Below are 15,565 nucleotides of genomic sequence, written 5' to 3'. Positions count from 1 at the left end.
GAATGAATTTAGCACCGAGCGCCGCCTGCATTTACGGCTCTTGTCCTCCTGCGCTCTTTGTTGATAGGCGGTCGCTTTTATTTATCCTTAAATATGATTGAAAGGGGATATGCTTTTTGCGCATTTTACATACGGCCGATTGGCATTTAGGAAAAACGCTCGAAGGAAGAAGTCGTCTTCCTGAGCAGGAACAATTTTTAGACGAGCTGGAACGTATTGTAAACGACGAGAAAATTGATGTTGTACTCATGGCAGGCGATGCTTTTGACACTGTGAACCCACCGGCAAAAGCGGAGCAATTGTTTTACGATAGCTTATCGCGCCTATCGGATAAGGGGAAGCGACCAGTCGTTGTCATTTCAGGAAATCATGACAATCCAGATCGCCTATCAGCCGCTTCGCCCATCGCTTTTGATTCCAATATCCATTTAATTGGCTATCCAAGTGCGGAAGTACTTTCCATTCCCGTGAAGGATGAACAGTTAAATGTTGCGGCGTTAGCGTATCCGTCTGAAGCACGACTTGAGCAATTGCTGTCAGAAGTACATGATGAAATCTTATTGCGTGACCATTATGATGAAAAAATTCGTGATCTGTTTCAAAAGATGACGGAAGGCTTTTCAGTAGATGCAGTGAATGTGGCGATGAGCCATTTATATGTAGCCGGTGGTTCCTCAACGGATTCCGAGCGCCCTATTGAAGTGGGGGGCGCTTATACGGTGCGCGCGACAAGCTTGCCAGAAAGTGCGCAATATGTAGCACTCGGGCATTTGCATCGTCCGCAAAACGTGAAAAAAGCATTAACGAACGCACGCTACTCCGGTTCGCCACTTGCCTATAGCTTTTCTGAATCCGGTTATGCCAAAAGTGTCTCAATCATTGATGTGTATCCAAAAGAGAAAGCAAATGTTTCTGAAGTTTTTCTATCAAGCGGAAAACCGCTAGTAAAATGGAAGGCACAAGAAGGACTTCAACAAGTATATCGCTGGATTGACGAAGGAAAAGACCGTAACGCATGGATCGATTTAGAGATTCAATTAACCGACCAATTATCCATAGAGGAAATCCATCGACTCAGAAAAGCACATGAAGGGTTTGTGCACATCCGACCGATTTTCGAGCACGAAATGGAACAGTTTGAAAGCACGAAGAAAGAGCAATTACCTATAGATGAGGTGTTTAAGCGATTTTATGCGAAGCAAACAGGCGGTGCAGAAGCTAATCCTGAACTCGTTCAATTGTTCTTATCTCTCATCCACGAAGAGGAAAGAGGAGGTGAAGCGTAATGAAGCCGATTACGCTAACGGTAGCTGGATTGCATAGCTTTCGAGAAAAGCAGGAAGTGGATTTTGAATCGCTATGTAGCGGTGGGGTATTTGGGATATTCGGTCCGACTGGAAGCGGGAAGTCGTCCATTTTAGATGCAATGACACTTGCCCTTTATGGAAAAGTGGAACGCGCCTCAAATAATACGCAAGGCGTGATGAATCACGCGGAAAATCAGTTGTCGGTAAGTTTTACGTTTGAGCTTTCCAACGCGGAGGAAACGAAACGATACCGCGTCGAGCGAACCTTTAAACGAACGGACGACATTCGGATGAAAACCGCTATTTGTCGCTTAGTTGAAGTGGGGGAAGAAACGGTCGTTCTAGCGGACAAAGCGAATGAAGTAAATGATAAAATTCATGAGCTTCTCGGTTTGACGATCGACGATTTTACACGTGCGGTTGTATTACCACAAGGAAAATTTGCGGAATTTTTATCGTTAAAAGGATCCGAACGACGTCAAATGCTTCAGAGACTTTTCCATTTGGAGAAGTACGGCGACCAACTCGTCAAAAAATTAAAGCATCGCATTCAAGAAAAAACAGTTCGCCTTCAAGAGCTAACAGCTGAGCAAACCGGTCTTGGTGATGCTTCAAACGAAGCGCTTGAACAAGCAGAACAACAACTACACCAAAATGTGAAGAAGCTAGAAGAAGCACAAAAAGAACAAGAACAGTTCCAAAAAGAATTAGAAGAAGCGACAAAGCTTTGGGAGTGGCAAGCCGAACGAAGAGAACTATTGAAGAAACAAGACGTGTTAAACAGTAAACGCCTTGAGATGGAGAAAAAAGAAGAAACGTTAAACGAAGCAAATGAAGCAGAACGATTAAAGCCATATGCAGAAGCGGTAAAGGATTTAACGATTGAGTGGAAAGACTACACAGCTAAATCGAAGCAGTTAGCTGAAAAGCTGATCCAAACAGAAGAAGCATCGACACAATTTAAGCAGAAATTCGAGCATGCACGAAAGATGCGAACAGAAGAAGAGCCAAAACTTCTAAAGCGAAAAGAAAAGCTTCACCACCTACAATTGTTGAAAACAGAGATGGAAAAAGAAGAAGCGGAATACGATACACTTACAGCTGATATTGCCAAAGGGGAAGAAGCACTTTTAAGAACGAGTGAGAGTCGTCAAAAAGCGGAAAACTTACTTAATCGTGCAATTGAAAAGCAAAATCAACTGAAGGGACAATGGAAAGAAGAGCAAATTCCGAAAGAAGTACGCGATCAAATTAAAAAAGCGTGGCAACAAAAAGGAGAAGTCGTCCATCTGATGAGTAAATGGAACGACACGAAAAAACAGGTCTCTGATAAAAAACAAAAATTCCATCAGTTCAAAAGTCAACGAGAGTCAATCGCAAACGAATTGCAAAAAAGCGAACAAGAGCTTGCGAAACACTTTTTATCCGTACAAAACTTGTATAACACCGTGTGCGAATGGCTTCGAGAAGTAGAGCGATTAGAAGAAGCGATTCAACAGGAATGGAGCCAACGGAAAACCGAATTGGAACATCTTCGCGTAACGGAAATTGCGAAAAAACTGACGAAGGAATTGCATGAAGGAGAACCTTGTCCTGTCTGTGGCTCGATCCACCACCCGAACCCACAATCAATTGAAGGAACAAGCGATGATTATGAAGCGGCCAAAAAGCGAAGTGAACAGCTAGAAGAAGTGGCGCAAAGCATTCGGAATGAAAAGCAACAGCTGGAGACGTTAAAATGGAAGTTAGAACAGTTAGCCGAATCGGTGATGAAAGACTATCCTCATGTCGGTGAAGGAGTCAGTCAATCAGCCGCTTCGGTCGATTCAATAGATGAAGGAAACACCGATCTCATTCGTTTCTTTGAACAAATTGTAGTCGAACGAAAAGGGTTAGAACAAGACTTCCTTTCGATTCAAAAAGCATTTGTCCAAGCTTATGAGAAAGTTCGAGAAATGAATACGAAAAAACAAGAAATCGATCCGTTTATTGAATCGCTTCAGCGTGAACTAGAAGAATGGGTTGAAAAAGAAAAAAACGAACACGAAGAAATGAAGCGAATGCACGAGCAATGGAAGCAATCCTTTCCTCTGATTGATATGGAAGACGTTGAAAAGCGGTTAGCAGAAATTGAATCGAAAGAAAAAGAGTTAGAAGAACTGCAAGAGCGGATTGAAAAAAGCGTCACTTTTATTGAAGAGCAGGAACAAAAAACGAAGGTACTTTGGAACGAAGAGCATGAACTAAAAAGCCAATTGTCAGGGAAAAAAGTCGAACAGTCCATGCGTGAACAATCGCTAACGAAAAAGAAACAACAATTGATGCAAGAAGTGGATGAACGAACGAATTTGAATGAAGCATTGACAGCTACCGAACAGGAGATGACGCGTCTAAAAGAAGAAGAACAAACGACTTACGAAGCGTGGCAAAAAGCATCTGAATCATTGCAAGCAGTTCGAGAAGAGGTTCATTCCATTACGAAGCACTTGGAAACGACAACGGAAAAGTTAGAGAAAGCGAAAGAGCGGTTTGAAGCGGAGAAGAGGAGCTCTATCTTCCAATCGATTGAACATGTACTTGAGACCATTCTTCCAGAGAACGAGCGGCAACGTCTACAAAATGAATTAAATGTATTCCAAAACGAATGGCAAGAGGTATCTTCTACGTTAATTGCTATAGAAGAAAAGCTGAATGGCCGTGAGCTTTCAGAAGAAGAGTGGACGTCTTTCCAAATGAAAAAGCAAACATTGCAACAAGCAATCAACGAGCTCATCGCTGAAAAAGGAGCCGCAATGACACAACTAAACATGCTAAAAGAAAAGCATGCGCGCTTTATGGAAATTGAAGAAGAAAAGAGCGAAGTTGCGAAAAAGCTGGAACAACTTACGACGCTACAATCTGTGTTTAAAGGAAATAGTTTCGTCGAATACATCGCTGAGGAACAACTTCAACAAGTGAGCCTTGATGCATCAGAGCGCCTTGGTCAACTGACGAGAAGAAGATATGCGATCGAAGTCGATTCCCAAGGAGGCTTCATTATTCGAGATGATGCAAACGGCGGTGTGAAAAGGCCGGTCTCCACTTTATCAGGAGGGGAAACCTTCTTAACATCGCTCGCTTTAGCGCTATCCTTGTCAGCTCAAATTCAACTACGTGGACAATATCCACTACAATTTTTCTTCTTAGACGAAGGATTCGGAACGTTAGATGTGGACTTGCTGGACACTGTCGTCACAGCACTTGAAAAACTTCATTCCAATAATCTTTCCGTCGGTGTGATAAGCCACGTACCAGAATTACGTGCCCGCCTACCAAAACGACTCGTTGTTGAACCCGCTGAGCCATCAGGTCGCGGAACACGTGTGAAAATGGAGACGTTATAATTCAGTTGCAAAACGGACGGCCTTAATGAATAGGGTCGTCCTTTTTTAGTGTTACAGAAAGTTTAAGTTCAATAAAAGTGTTAAAGGATTCTCTTTACCGTTTTTTGGTGTCTAGCTCCAAGCGCCATCAGCTCTGGTCGCTTCGGCCCTGCTGTGGCGACGGAAGCCTCCTCGCAGGTCCTCCAGCGCCCTTCGCCTAAGGACTTGCGCTTTGCGTTTTTCTTAATGAAGAACGGTGGTTCATCTTCGTTCGCTAGACGCCTATTTGCTAATATTAAAAAGTCTTTTAGAAAATGATGGGGTTATTTTTTCCTATATACTGGAACGGCGTGTTGCCTTTCAAACATATAGAAAGCTATCAAACTTGAAAAAAACCAGCCAACAATTAAGCATTTGCTGTCTGGTTTTGATCATTAATATCAGGGTCAATTCCGTTTGTAATACTAATCCCGTTATTGACGATATGGAAATCACCTGTATTTCCTCCGCCAGAGCCGGAAACGGATTTGGACGCCGATTTAGGCGAAAGATAGAAGGAATCACCGAAGTTTATGATTCCACCTGATACGGAATTAATTTTAATGGGACCTACGATAGCTGGCATGTAAAACACCTTTTCTCATAGTATATTCATCGTGTATTCAATCTCGCTTCATTCGTTAAGCATTTGCTGTCTGATTTTGACTGTTGACAGCAGGGTTGAAGCTATTGGTAACACTAAAGCCATTATTGACCATATGGACATCACCTGTGTTGCCGACACCAGAACCTGAAAAGCTTTTGGAAGCACTTTTCGGAGACAAATAAAAGGAATCACCGAAATTAACGACTCCTCCTGAGACGGCATTGATCTTAATAGGACCTACAATCGATGGCATCGCAAACATCCTTTTTCGTATGCTACTTGTATTCTATGCAACTGCTTGATACAAGTTCATTCAATCAGGTAGAAAAAGAGGTTCGTATCTTTTTTACGTGTAAGATATAAAAAGCCACCAGCATCGTGGTGGCCATAACGGAAATGGAGAACGTTCAATCTGTTTTGATAAAGCTCTGTTACTCATTTAGTCACTTAATAATTGGCGGATGTGCTTGACACGTGATTCGGTACAGATTTGATCGGTGGAGCCGAAATGGGCGACACCGGATGAAGATACGGCCATGACACGAATGCCTTTCACGCGAATAGTCGGGCATTCGTTATGAACGGCTCCTTCAAATGGTTCATGGATGGTTGGTTGAGGAATTTCTTCTCTATAAAGAGGATATTGATTTAAGTTTCCCTCTCTTGAGCTAAAGACGTCCGCTTCACGTTGTAGAGCTAGTACTTTTACTTTTGGCGTCACCGAACAAGAGTCACCAATTTGAAAAACAGAACTTAAACCGACAGAGTTAACATAGGCAGCCTGAATTTTTGTCATTCGTTTAAAAAGCCGCATTATTCTGGCGCCAGTGGCACAAATGGCCCGATAATTAAGGATTCCGGTGGCGTATCGAATATCGAAGACATCGTAATCGTGTTTGTATCTCCGATTAGAAAAACTGAGGAGCTGGAGACCCCAATAATGCTAATGAACCCTACGCACAAATCTTTGTTGACGACTGTATAGTTCACCTTATTCGTCTCCTTTCATTTCGTCAGGGATATTTTTTATAAAGTGTTGAATGGACTGTTCAATGTCATGCTTTACTTTTTGATCAATAAACTCGACTTGTTGTTGGACGTTCACTTGGTCGTGTAAACGTAAGCCCTGCATATAATAGGAAATTCGGCTATCTACTTGCTTTTTAATATCTTCAATGATGAGTTGCTCATACATTGGTTCAAGGGCGATTTCGTATCGTTCGCTAATCTTCTTGAGTGTATTAGGACATTCTTCTTCTAAGTAATTCATCATGTTCATCTGACATTGTTGTTGAATTTGATTTTTTATTTCTTTATGCACATCATTGACGTGAAGTCCTTTTTGCTGGACATCAAACGAGTCAATCGCTTCCGTATCTGTCGGGTTTAACCCGATGTTTAGCACACCTTCTAATGTTTCAACTTTTAACTGATCGAATTTGTATTCTACTTTTTCGATATTTGTATACGGTCGATCCTTTAGTTCAGCCATTTCTTTTTTTAAGGAACGCAGAGTTTGTTCTAAATCGTCAATGCGCTGATTTTGGTGAAGAACATATTGGTACATTTGATCCAAATATTGCTGTAATCGATACATATTCATTTCCATCACCTACACCTCACTCTGCATGATCATTTACTACATCGTATGCAGAGGAAAGAGATAGGTGAATGCCTAGTTCCCGGTTGGAGGTTGAAGGGGAACGAGCGTACCCGGTGTTTGTTCGACAACTCCGACACCTGGCTTTTTCGGTAAGGGAGCCGGTTCAGAAAACCCGCCCGTATTATATAAATTGGAAAGTGGCTTTATAATTCCGGCGCTGCCAATTTGTAGGACAGATGAATTACTGACGGCACCAACGCGTAAATATTGAATGTTAATGGACTGTTGAATATAGAAATTCATCGTTCCACTCCTATGCGTTTAAAACCATTGGCTGATCGACTAAATCGCTATCATACGTGTTTGTGATGCTATTTTGATTCAATACATACAACCCATCGCCTGTATTAAATGATCCAGCACCAGCAAAGGTTTTAACGACACTATTTGGTGATATATTGATGACATCGCCTACGTGAACAACACTACTTGTTCCGACACTATTAATTTTAAAGGCTCCAACAATCGCTGGCATGATCAACATCCTTTAATATTAGGCTATAGTCTTGATAATGTTCAGTGTATGAAAAAAAGCAGTGGAAGGTGTATAGTGAAGAGGGGAAAAGAAGATAAAAAAAAGAGAGGGATGCAACTACTTTCGAAGGTTCTCTTGCTTTTTCATCGCTTCCCTTTTCAATCGCATTTCCTCTATTAATAAAGTATCGAGTTCTTGACTACATTGAATGGTTTTGACTGAATTCATTCCATATTTCTCTGCTGTTTCGATTAGTTTCAGTCGTAACGTTTCAATCCGATTGATGGACATTCTTGTAAACCAACTTTCTTAGGAATTGAATTACAAATATTATACACTAAAATGTTGGTAGCCTAAAGTCATTTTATACAATAATTTACACATATGGGACTTACCCTATATGATGAGTGTACAATGTAAATATCGGTAAAGTACATAAAAATTTAATATGTATTTTATGGAATTTGGAAATGTTGAAAGGATAGAAGTTGACAATAAAGGAGTTTTCTTCATGATAGATTCTCATATTCATCTACATCAATATGATGTAGACGAGTTAGAAACGAGTGTGCCAACGTGGAAGGAAGCGGGAATTGAGAAAGTAGTAGCCGTATCGATGAACTGGCAATCCTCGATTCAAACATTAACATTACACGAGCGCTTTCCAGATTTCGTTTTACCGGCCATTGGGTACCATCCTGAGCAGTCTCTTCCGACAGAAGAAGAGCTGGACAAGTTAACGACATTAATTAAAGAGAACGCACAAAAAGTCGTTGCGATTGGTGAAGTGGGGCTCCCTTATTACGAGAAAAGTTCTAATAAACAGTATGAGGATTTGCTTGAGTACTTTGTGAAGCTTAGCGTTCATCTCGATTTGCCCATTGTTTTACATGCTGTACACGATACGGCCGAGCGAGCTCTTTATCTATTGAAGAAACACGAAGTGAAAAAAGCCCATTTTCATTGGTTGAAAGCACCAGAAGAAGTTGTAAAAGAGATCGTGGAAGCAGGCTATTATATTTCTGTTACCCCTGAGGTATGCTATCGAAAGCGGGACGAGCGACTAGTAGAAATCGTGCCCCTCGAGCAGCTTCTCGTGGAAACTGACGGACCATGGTCCTACGACGGACCGTTTCAAAATGTCGAAACTACTCCATTACTCATAGAGGAAATCTGTAAAGTTTTGGCGAATAAGAAAGGAAAAGAAGTAGAAGAAATCATGATTCAAACATCGCAAAATGCAAAGAAACTTTTTCAATATGGGGGTAAATCATGAAATTTGTTACAGCACAACTACACGGCCGAACTTTTTTAGGACTTTTATTTGAAGAGGGGCTTGTAATTGATATACAAAAGGCGGAGAAAAAATTATATGAAGAGGAATTCACACCTGTATCTTTGTTAGAATGTTTAGCGTTAGGTGACAAATTTGTTCAACATATTGAAACGTTAGCAGAACTGGTGAAAAAAGAATCGGAACGAGAATCCTATGTTTATTCTTACGAAGATATTCAACTTCTTGCACCGATCCCTCGACCGATGAAAAATATATTTTGTGTGGGGAAAAATTATCGTGAACATGCGATTGAAATGGGGTCCGAGAATGATATCCCGACGGATGTAATGCTTTTTTCGAAAACGCCGACTACTGTGATTGCACATCAAGATGAAATTGACCCACATTTAGATTTAACAAACGAATTGGATTACGAAGGGGAGCTTGCCGTCATCATTGGAAAAGAAGGGAAACGAATACTACCGAATGAAGCGATGGACTACGTTTTTGGCTATACCATCGTGAACGATATTACCGCTCGTGACTTACAAAAGAAGCACAAACAATTTTTGCTTGGAAAGAGTTTAGATACGTCATGTCCAATGGGGCCAATTGTCGTCCATAAATCGGCTTTGCCACGACCTCACCAGCTGACAATTGAAACGAAGGTTAATGGAGAAGTGCGTCAAAAGGCGAACACCGAAGACATGATATTCTCGATTCCAGAAATCATCTCTGTCATTTCGAAAGGAACAACCCTTGAACCGGGGGACATCATCGCAACGGGAACACCAGCCGGCGTAGGAAAAGGCTTCAATCCACCTCGATTTTTAAAGCCAGGTGACGTGATTGACGTAACCATTGAGGGAATCGGCACCTTATCTAATAAAGTGAGGCTATAGAAGGGAAACCGCAGACTTATGTCGAATTTATGAAACTTTCGTGATCCCTTGAATAGAAAGCGCTGTTTCGCTATGTTTTTAGAAAAAGTTTTGTTAAGATTAGTTTTGAAGTAGTGAACAAGGAGGAAATGCAACATGACCCATATGCACATTACGTCTTGGGTGATTTTATTAATTTTGTTCTTCATCGCCTATGCAAAAAATTCAAAAGGAATACATATGGCTGTGCGCTTCTTTTACTTAGTTGTAATTGCGACAGGTGCTGAACTTATTTTCCGTTTTAATGTATTCCAAATGGAGAAATTTGTCGGTGAATACATTGGGAAAATTGTATTAGCTATCGTATTAATTGGATTAATGGAAATGATGTTAATTCGAAAGCGAAAAGGAACGTTATCAAAAGGCATTGTTATCGGTTTTTGGATTGTTTTAGTATTAGTTATTTTACTAGGATTCCGTCTACCGCTATCTGTGTAAAAAATAAAATCATGAGAAAAGGGAAACCACTTGACTGTTGGTTTCCTTTTTCTTTGTACATGGTATGTCATGTATATGTTGCATTTTGTAATATATATGTTACAATCGACTTGTAGAAGGAGTTGGAATTGTTGGTAAATAAAGTTAAAGTTGCCCGTATTCAAATGAATTTAACCCAACAACAGTTAGCGGATCAAGTAGGTGTTACACGGCAAACGATCAGCTTGATTGAGAAGGGGACGTACAACCCGACGTTAAAGTTATGTTTAGAAATTTGCTATGCTGTTAACAAAACGTTAGATGAAGTGTTTTGGGTGGAGAAGGAGAGTGAATGATTATGAAAAAAATAACGGATGAGCGTTTGCAGTTACAAAATCTAAAAAACATCCGCATCACTTATATATTACAAACACTTGGAATAATCGGTATTCTAGGGTATGACTTCGTTACGAAAGGGTTAGAGGGCATGAGGGGAAATCCTCTATGGCTCGTCTTTATGTTAACAGCGGTCATTCATGCACTTTTATCAATGAAAATTAGTGTGGCGAGTGAGAACACAAAATATATAGCTAAAAAGAGTTTGTATATTTCAATACTCGTTGTACTAAGTATCGCTATTTTATTGGGGACACTTGTAACTCTCACTCCTGGTTATACCATTGTAGATGGTTTGATTATCGGATCAGTAATTTTTGGTTGTTTTCTGATCCCTGCATCTTATATGTTTTATTTAAGAAAGAAGATGCAAGACGAAGTATAGAGGTTCGCATTTTCTAGCGAACCTCCGTCCCTCAATCTATTCTTCGAATTGGAAGCTTGTAATCATGCTTCGCTCACCAGTGCTTAAGGTGAATTCAAATCGATCTTTATAATCGTTTTCTCGTTCGAAAAAGTGTTGGACGGTACAAATTTTTTCATCGTTATCAAACACATAAACGGATGCGCCCGTTTGGTCGAATAGACGTTGGTTGTAGCCATATATGAAGTCGTAAATGGAAAACGATAGATCATTTAAGTGGTTAATAAATAAGACGAAGCTTGAGTCAAGCAACTCTTCAATCGCCTGTTGAAAGCAAAAGGTTAGCCCTTTTTTAATGCGTACGATTTCGCCTTCTTGTAATTCGTATTCTTTTCCTTGAATTTCGACAAATCGGTTTCCTAACCATTTTCCATTTCGCCATTTGCCATTTATCATTATGTCGATGGACTGAATTGAGATGTCTTCGCTATCTATGTATTCTTCCTCTTCATAGGAAAAAAAGCAATCGGACTCGTGGTGATGGAAGGTAGCGACGATGTATGCACGTTTTTGTTCACGAAGTAGTTGATTTTTTTCTTCCGAAATCATGAAGATGTCACCTGCCTATATCAATTTATACTTTTAAGACCTTTACTAAAAGTTCTTTTCTAAAGGCTGTTTTTCAAAAGATTGTTGTTTTTAATGTGTATAAAATACATTGTTCAGAATCGTTTTAGTTTCCGTAGCGTAATGGTAAGAATGCATGTTAAAAAAATTGAAAAAGCAACAATCTACACGAAAACAGTCTTATTTAGGAGCAAAAATGTAAGCGTTGTCTTTTTTGTTGTCACTGAAAGTTTACGTTCAATAAAGTGTTAAAGTATTCTCTTTATAGTTTTTTTGGTGTCTAGCAAAAAGCGCCATCAGCTCGGGTCAGAGGTCCTCCAGCGCCCTTCTCCTAAGGACTTGCGCTTTGCTCTTTTCTTATGAAACAGAACTTTTTATCGTTTTGGACAAAAGTGAGCAAATTTATTCATAGTAGACAACTCAAGTTGGCAATATGTGATGCATACAATAGCAACATGAATTTAGAAGGTGAGTAATTGATGAAAGTGGTCTTTCCGTTTGGATAAGCCGCTTTCTTTCGTTGCCATAGAGACTGATAAAAGAGAGGGAGATGAATCGGGATGTGCGGTATTGCTGGATGGGTTCATATGAAAGACCCATTAACAAATCGAAAAGATTCCGTATCAAAAATGACCGAGACGTTAACGAAGCGGGGACCGGATGATACGAATGTTTGGATGAAGGAACATGTCATCTTCGGACATAAGCGGCTTGTCGTCGTAGACCCAGAAGGTGGCAAGCAGCCGATGGAGCGGGTGAAAGGGACGGCTTCTTATACGATTTGTTACAATGGTGAGCTTTACAACACAGAAGACATTCGAGCAGAACTAACGAAAAGGGGATATTCCTTTTCTGGGCATTCGGATACGGAAGTGTTACTGACTGCCTATATCGAGTGGAAAGCACAATGTGTCGATTATTTAAATGGCATCTTCGCTTTTGCTATTTGGGACGAAACGGAAAAAAGTGTATTCATCGCAAGAGATCGTCTCGGTGTAAAGCCGTTATTCTACGCCAATGAAGGACCTTCGTTATTATTTGGTTCTGAAATTAAAGCGATTCTTGCCCATCCCGATATGAAAACGATCATTGGTCACGCTGGTTTAATGGATGTGTTTGGAGTGGGACCTTCCAGAACGCCAGGGTCGGGAGTATTTAAAGGCGTAAAAGAGCTTCGTCCCGCACATGCCATGCTTTTTAATCAAGAAGGGCTAAAAATTTGGCGTTATTGGAATGTCGAAAGCAAAAAGCATGCTGATTCGTTCGATGAAACAGTAGAAAAGGTTCGCTTTTTACTTACCGATGCAGTGACAAGACAGCTTGTGTCCGACGTACCGTTATGTACGTTTCTATCAGGTGGTGTGGACTCAAGTGCTATTACAGCGATTGCAGCAAATGCGTTTAAACGGGAAGGAAAAGGAAGGCTACACACGTATTCAATCGATTATGAAGGGAATGCTGAACATTTTAAAGCGAATGAGTTCCAGCCGAATTCAGACGGCACCTTCATCCAGAAAATGAGCGAAACGTTTCATACGGTTCATCACAATCGTGTGATTACACAAAAAACGTTAGTCGATCATTTAGAAGAAGCCGTACACGTGCGGGATTTACCAGGTATGGCGGACGTTGATTCGTCCCTTCTCTGGTTTTGTCGTGAAATAAAAAAAGATTTTGTCGTTAGTTTATCAGGGGAATGTGCCGATGAAATATTTGGGGGCTACCCTTGGTTTCACCGTCAAGAAGATTTAGCTCGAGACGGCTTTCCGTGGATGCGATCGACGGATGAAAGGATAAAACTGTTTTCAGAGCAATGGCGAAAAAAGCTTCCTTTAAAAGAATATGGGATGGAAAAATTGAAAGAGACGTTAGCTGAAACGCCTTTATTAGATGGGGAATCGGAAGCCGAAACAGCACGGAGACAGCTTTTCTATATGAACATGATTTGGTTTATGACGACCTTGCTCGACCGAAAAGATCGAATGAGCATGGGGGCAAGCTTAGAAGTGCGCGTACCGTTCGCGGACCATCGACTAGTCGAATATGTATGGAATATCCCGTGGGAAATGAAAATGCATGGGAATCGTGAAAAAGGAATTTTACGAAAAGCACTTGAAGGTCTTTTGCCAGATGAAGTTCTTTATCGAAAGAAAAGCCCTTATCCTAAAACTCATCATCCCATTTATACGAAATATGTCCTTCAATGGCTTGAATCCATCCTAGCGAAGAAAGATTCCGTCTTACATGAATTATTCGATCGACAAGCGTTAATGAAATTAATGGAGACAGAGGGGAAAGCCTTTCAAAAGCCGTGGTTTGGGCAATTAATGACAGGCCCACAGCTACTCGCCTTTTTAGCTCAAGTACATGTTTGGTTTGAATCGTATCGAATTGATTTAGAGTAATAGAGGAGGGTGCCAGTTTAAGGTGCCCTTTTTCCTTTTTTGTTACAGAAAGTTTAAGTTCAATAAAGTGTTGAAGTATTCTCTTTACAGTTTTTTTGGTGTCTAGCTCCAAGCGCCATCAGCTCGGGCCGCTTCGGCCCTGCTGTGGCGACGGAAGCCTCCTCGCAGGTCCTCCAGCGCCCTTCGCCGATAGGCGGGCGCTTTGCGCTTTTCTAATATACAATTTAGTATAATGATAGAAAAGTTTTTTTATAGAGGGAACGGTGCTGTAAAAATGAACAATGGATTTTATTCCCTTTGGCTGACAATCTCAGCTGGGAGGTTATCGATATCTTTGTACACGATGGCAGTTACTTTAACTGTCTTTTCTATTACGCATTCTGCCACACTATCTTCAGTAGTGATGCTCGCATTTGTCGTGGGGAAATTGATCAGTTCGTTTGTATATCCTCTTGTAACAGAAAAAGCTACCTTAAAAGCGATTTTAATCGTCTCAACGCTTTTTCAACTGCTAAGCATACCCGCCACAATGGGGTTATTGTCCATACAGAAAGGTTCTGTAATTGTATTTTCGATTATGTACATCGTTATCGGTATTGTAGGATTTATGGACGGATTTATATCGCCGTCGCGGCTTTCGCTCGTTCCTGAGCTTGTGGAAGAATCAAAATTAGGACGAGCCAATAGTTTAATCAGTACAACAAATCAAACATTCAGTTTAGTTGGTTGGGCAATAGGCCCAATCGTAATTGGAAAATACGGGGTCCATTTCGTGCTGCTCTTTAGTTTCATTCTTTTAGTCACCTCCTTTTTTTCGGCAATCCAGTTGAAGGCTGAAAAAATGAAAAGGGCAACAAATAGGCCAAAATGGGACGTAATAAAGACGGGTTGGCTGATTCTATTTAGTAAAAAGAATCATATGCGGACCATTACAACGATGGATATCGTAGAAGGAATTGCATCTGGAATTTGGATTGGTGGAATTACTTTGCTATTTGTTGAAGAGGTTTTAAAAGAAGGAGAGCATTGGTGGGGATTTATAAACACGAGTTATTATGCGGGAACGATTTTAGGAGGAATCGTGATTACAATCCTAGCAAGTAACGTGCAAAAACATTTAATCAAAGGCATCATTATTGGTTCATTCATGGTCAGTATTCTCGTCCTTTTTTATTCCATCAATCGCATTGCCTTGCTCGCACTTCTTTTGGTCATCTTAATGGGGCCTTTTTACCAGTTAAGGGATATTTCGCAGCAGACATACATCCAAAAGGTAACTACAGGCAAGGAGCTTGCGAAAGTATATGCCGCAAAGGACAATCTTTATTACATAACGTTTGCCATTTCCGTTTTCATCACAGGGGTGATTGCGGATTCGGTGGGGGTAGTATTCGTCTACTACATGGCCTTTTTCTTCTATTTGACGTCGACCGCTTATGCCTTTCTATCATTTCGTAAAAAAATCTGTTAAAAGGTATAAAAGCAAGCGAAAGTGGTTCCGCTTGCTTATAAATTTGATTGGTTGAGTTCGTATGTAAGCATGACCTTTGTAAATTACAAAAAGTTCCCGAGGGTGTTCTTCTAATAAGACTCGGTGAGGAAGCGATATCAATATCGCTTTCTTCGTTTGTCGTTCCTTTTATAGACGAGCCAAACCGGTGATGCCCTATACGATGTTTTAATAAT

18 protein-coding genes are annotated in these 15,565 nt (G+C 40.6%); 9 read left to right on the top strand and 9 right to left on the bottom strand.

The annotated features are described in order from the left end of the window. The first annotated feature begins 116 nt into the window (after positions 1 to 116). Both ML543_RS03700 and ML543_RS03695 read left to right on the top strand, forming a co-directional pair. On the top strand, positions 117 to 1,286 hold the full coding sequence (locus tag ML543_RS03700) for an exonuclease SbcCD subunit D (protein WP_243385786.1): 1,170 nt from the start codon (positions 117 to 119) through the stop codon (positions 1,284 to 1,286). Continuing rightward, positions 1,286 to 4,690: an AAA family ATPase gene (locus ML543_RS03695; RefSeq protein WP_243385785.1), complete on the top strand. Its 3,405-nt coding sequence runs from the start codon at positions 1,286 to 1,288 to the stop codon at positions 4,688 to 4,690. The genes ML543_RS03700 and ML543_RS03695 overlap by 1 nt, the downstream gene beginning before the upstream one ends. A gap of 385 nt (positions 4,691 to 5,075) precedes the next feature. Here ML543_RS03695 and ML543_RS03690 read toward each other — a convergent pair whose 3' ends face one another. The 8 genes from ML543_RS03690 to ML543_RS03655 all read right to left on the bottom strand — a co-directional run bounded on the left by ML543_RS03690 (position 5,076) and on the right by ML543_RS03655 (position 7,744). Beyond that, complete coding sequence (locus ML543_RS03690; RefSeq protein WP_243385784.1) at positions 5,076 to 5,294, bottom strand: spore germination protein; 219 nt, start codon at positions 5,292 to 5,294, stop codon at positions 5,076 to 5,078. A 55-nt stretch (positions 5,295 to 5,349) separates the two neighbouring features. Further along, positions 5,350 to 5,568 (bottom strand): spore germination protein, encoded by a 219-nt coding sequence (locus tag ML543_RS03685; RefSeq protein ID WP_243385783.1) that lies wholly within the window; start codon positions 5,566 to 5,568, stop codon positions 5,350 to 5,352. Positions 5,569 to 5,754: 186 nt separating this feature from the next. Beyond that, positions 5,755 to 6,111: a spore germination protein GerPE gene (locus tag ML543_RS03680; RefSeq protein WP_243385782.1), complete on the bottom strand. Its 357-nt coding sequence runs from the start codon at positions 6,109 to 6,111 to the stop codon at positions 5,755 to 5,757. A 17-nt stretch (positions 6,112 to 6,128) separates the two neighbouring features. Continuing rightward, on the bottom strand, positions 6,129 to 6,305 hold the full coding sequence (locus ML543_RS03675; RefSeq protein ID WP_243385781.1) for a spore gernimation protein GerPD: 177 nt from the start codon (positions 6,303 to 6,305) through the stop codon (positions 6,129 to 6,131). Between the two features lies 1 nt (position 6,306). After that, a complete protein-coding gene (gerPC, locus tag ML543_RS03670; protein ID WP_243385780.1) occupies positions 6,307 to 6,918 on the bottom strand; it encodes a spore germination protein GerPC in 612 nt (203 codons plus the stop codon). Positions 6,919 to 6,990: 72 nt separating this feature from the next. Then, positions 6,991 to 7,221 carry a spore germination protein GerPB gene (locus ML543_RS03665; protein WP_243385779.1) on the bottom strand — a complete coding sequence of 77 codons (231 nt, stop codon included), beginning with the start codon at positions 7,219 to 7,221 and terminating at the stop codon, positions 6,991 to 6,993. A 10-nt stretch (positions 7,222 to 7,231) separates the two neighbouring features. After that, complete coding sequence (locus ML543_RS03660) at positions 7,232 to 7,453, bottom strand: spore germination protein (RefSeq protein ID WP_243385778.1); 222 nt, start codon at positions 7,451 to 7,453, stop codon at positions 7,232 to 7,234. A 117-nt stretch (positions 7,454 to 7,570) separates the two neighbouring features. Further along, positions 7,571 to 7,744: an aspartyl-phosphate phosphatase Spo0E family protein gene (locus tag ML543_RS03655; RefSeq protein WP_243385777.1), complete on the bottom strand. Its 174-nt coding sequence runs from the start codon at positions 7,742 to 7,744 to the stop codon at positions 7,571 to 7,573. Between the two features lie 220 nt (positions 7,745 to 7,964). Here ML543_RS03655 and ML543_RS03650 point away from each other — a divergent pair, with 220 nt between their 5' ends. The 5 genes from ML543_RS03650 (at position 7,965) to ML543_RS03630 (ending at position 10,868) form a co-directional block, all read left to right on the top strand. Next, positions 7,965 to 8,729: a TatD family hydrolase gene (locus ML543_RS03650; protein WP_243385776.1), complete on the top strand. Its 765-nt coding sequence runs from the start codon at positions 7,965 to 7,967 to the stop codon at positions 8,727 to 8,729. Then, positions 8,726 to 9,631 carry a fumarylacetoacetate hydrolase family protein gene (locus tag ML543_RS03645; protein WP_243385775.1) on the top strand — a complete coding sequence of 302 codons (906 nt, stop codon included), beginning with the start codon at positions 8,726 to 8,728 and terminating at the stop codon, positions 9,629 to 9,631. The genes ML543_RS03650 and ML543_RS03645 overlap by 4 nt, the downstream gene beginning before the upstream one ends. Before the next feature lie 135 nt (positions 9,632 to 9,766). After that, positions 9,767 to 10,108, top strand: a complete 342-nt coding sequence (locus ML543_RS03640; protein ID WP_243385774.1) for a YisL family protein — start codon at positions 9,767 to 9,769, stop codon at positions 10,106 to 10,108. A gap of 128 nt (positions 10,109 to 10,236) precedes the next feature. Continuing rightward, complete coding sequence (locus ML543_RS03635; protein ID WP_419095325.1) at positions 10,237 to 10,443, top strand: helix-turn-helix transcriptional regulator; 207 nt, start codon at positions 10,237 to 10,239, stop codon at positions 10,441 to 10,443. Positions 10,444 to 10,445: 2 nt separating this feature from the next. Then, a complete protein-coding gene (locus ML543_RS03630) occupies positions 10,446 to 10,868 on the top strand; it encodes a hypothetical protein (RefSeq protein WP_243385772.1) in 423 nt (140 codons plus the stop codon). Between the two features lie 36 nt (positions 10,869 to 10,904). On the opposite strand, the gene ML543_RS03625 is transcribed toward ML543_RS03630, so the two are convergent. Next, a complete protein-coding gene (locus ML543_RS03625; RefSeq protein WP_243385771.1) occupies positions 10,905 to 11,456 on the bottom strand; it encodes a DUF2777 family protein in 552 nt (183 codons plus the stop codon). Positions 11,457 to 12,034: 578 nt separating this feature from the next. Between ML543_RS03625 and asnB the strand changes: the two genes are divergently transcribed. Continuing rightward, positions 12,035 to 13,879, top strand: a complete 1,845-nt coding sequence (gene asnB / locus ML543_RS03620; protein WP_243385770.1) for an asparagine synthase (glutamine-hydrolyzing) — start codon at positions 12,035 to 12,037, stop codon at positions 13,877 to 13,879. Positions 13,880 to 14,153: 274 nt separating this feature from the next. Next, positions 14,154 to 15,350 carry an MFS transporter gene (locus ML543_RS03615; protein WP_243385769.1) on the top strand — a complete coding sequence of 399 codons (1,197 nt, stop codon included), beginning with the start codon at positions 14,154 to 14,156 and terminating at the stop codon, positions 15,348 to 15,350. Positions 15,351 to 15,565 lie beyond the last annotated feature (215 nt).

This window comes from Bacillus kexueae (genome assembly GCF_022809095.1).
GTDB lineage: Bacteria > Bacillota > Bacilli > Bacillales > Aeribacillaceae > Bacillus_BZ > Bacillus_BZ kexueae.
The sequence above is the reverse complement of the archived record's forward strand: the minus strand, read 5'-3'. Positions and strand labels throughout refer to the sequence as shown.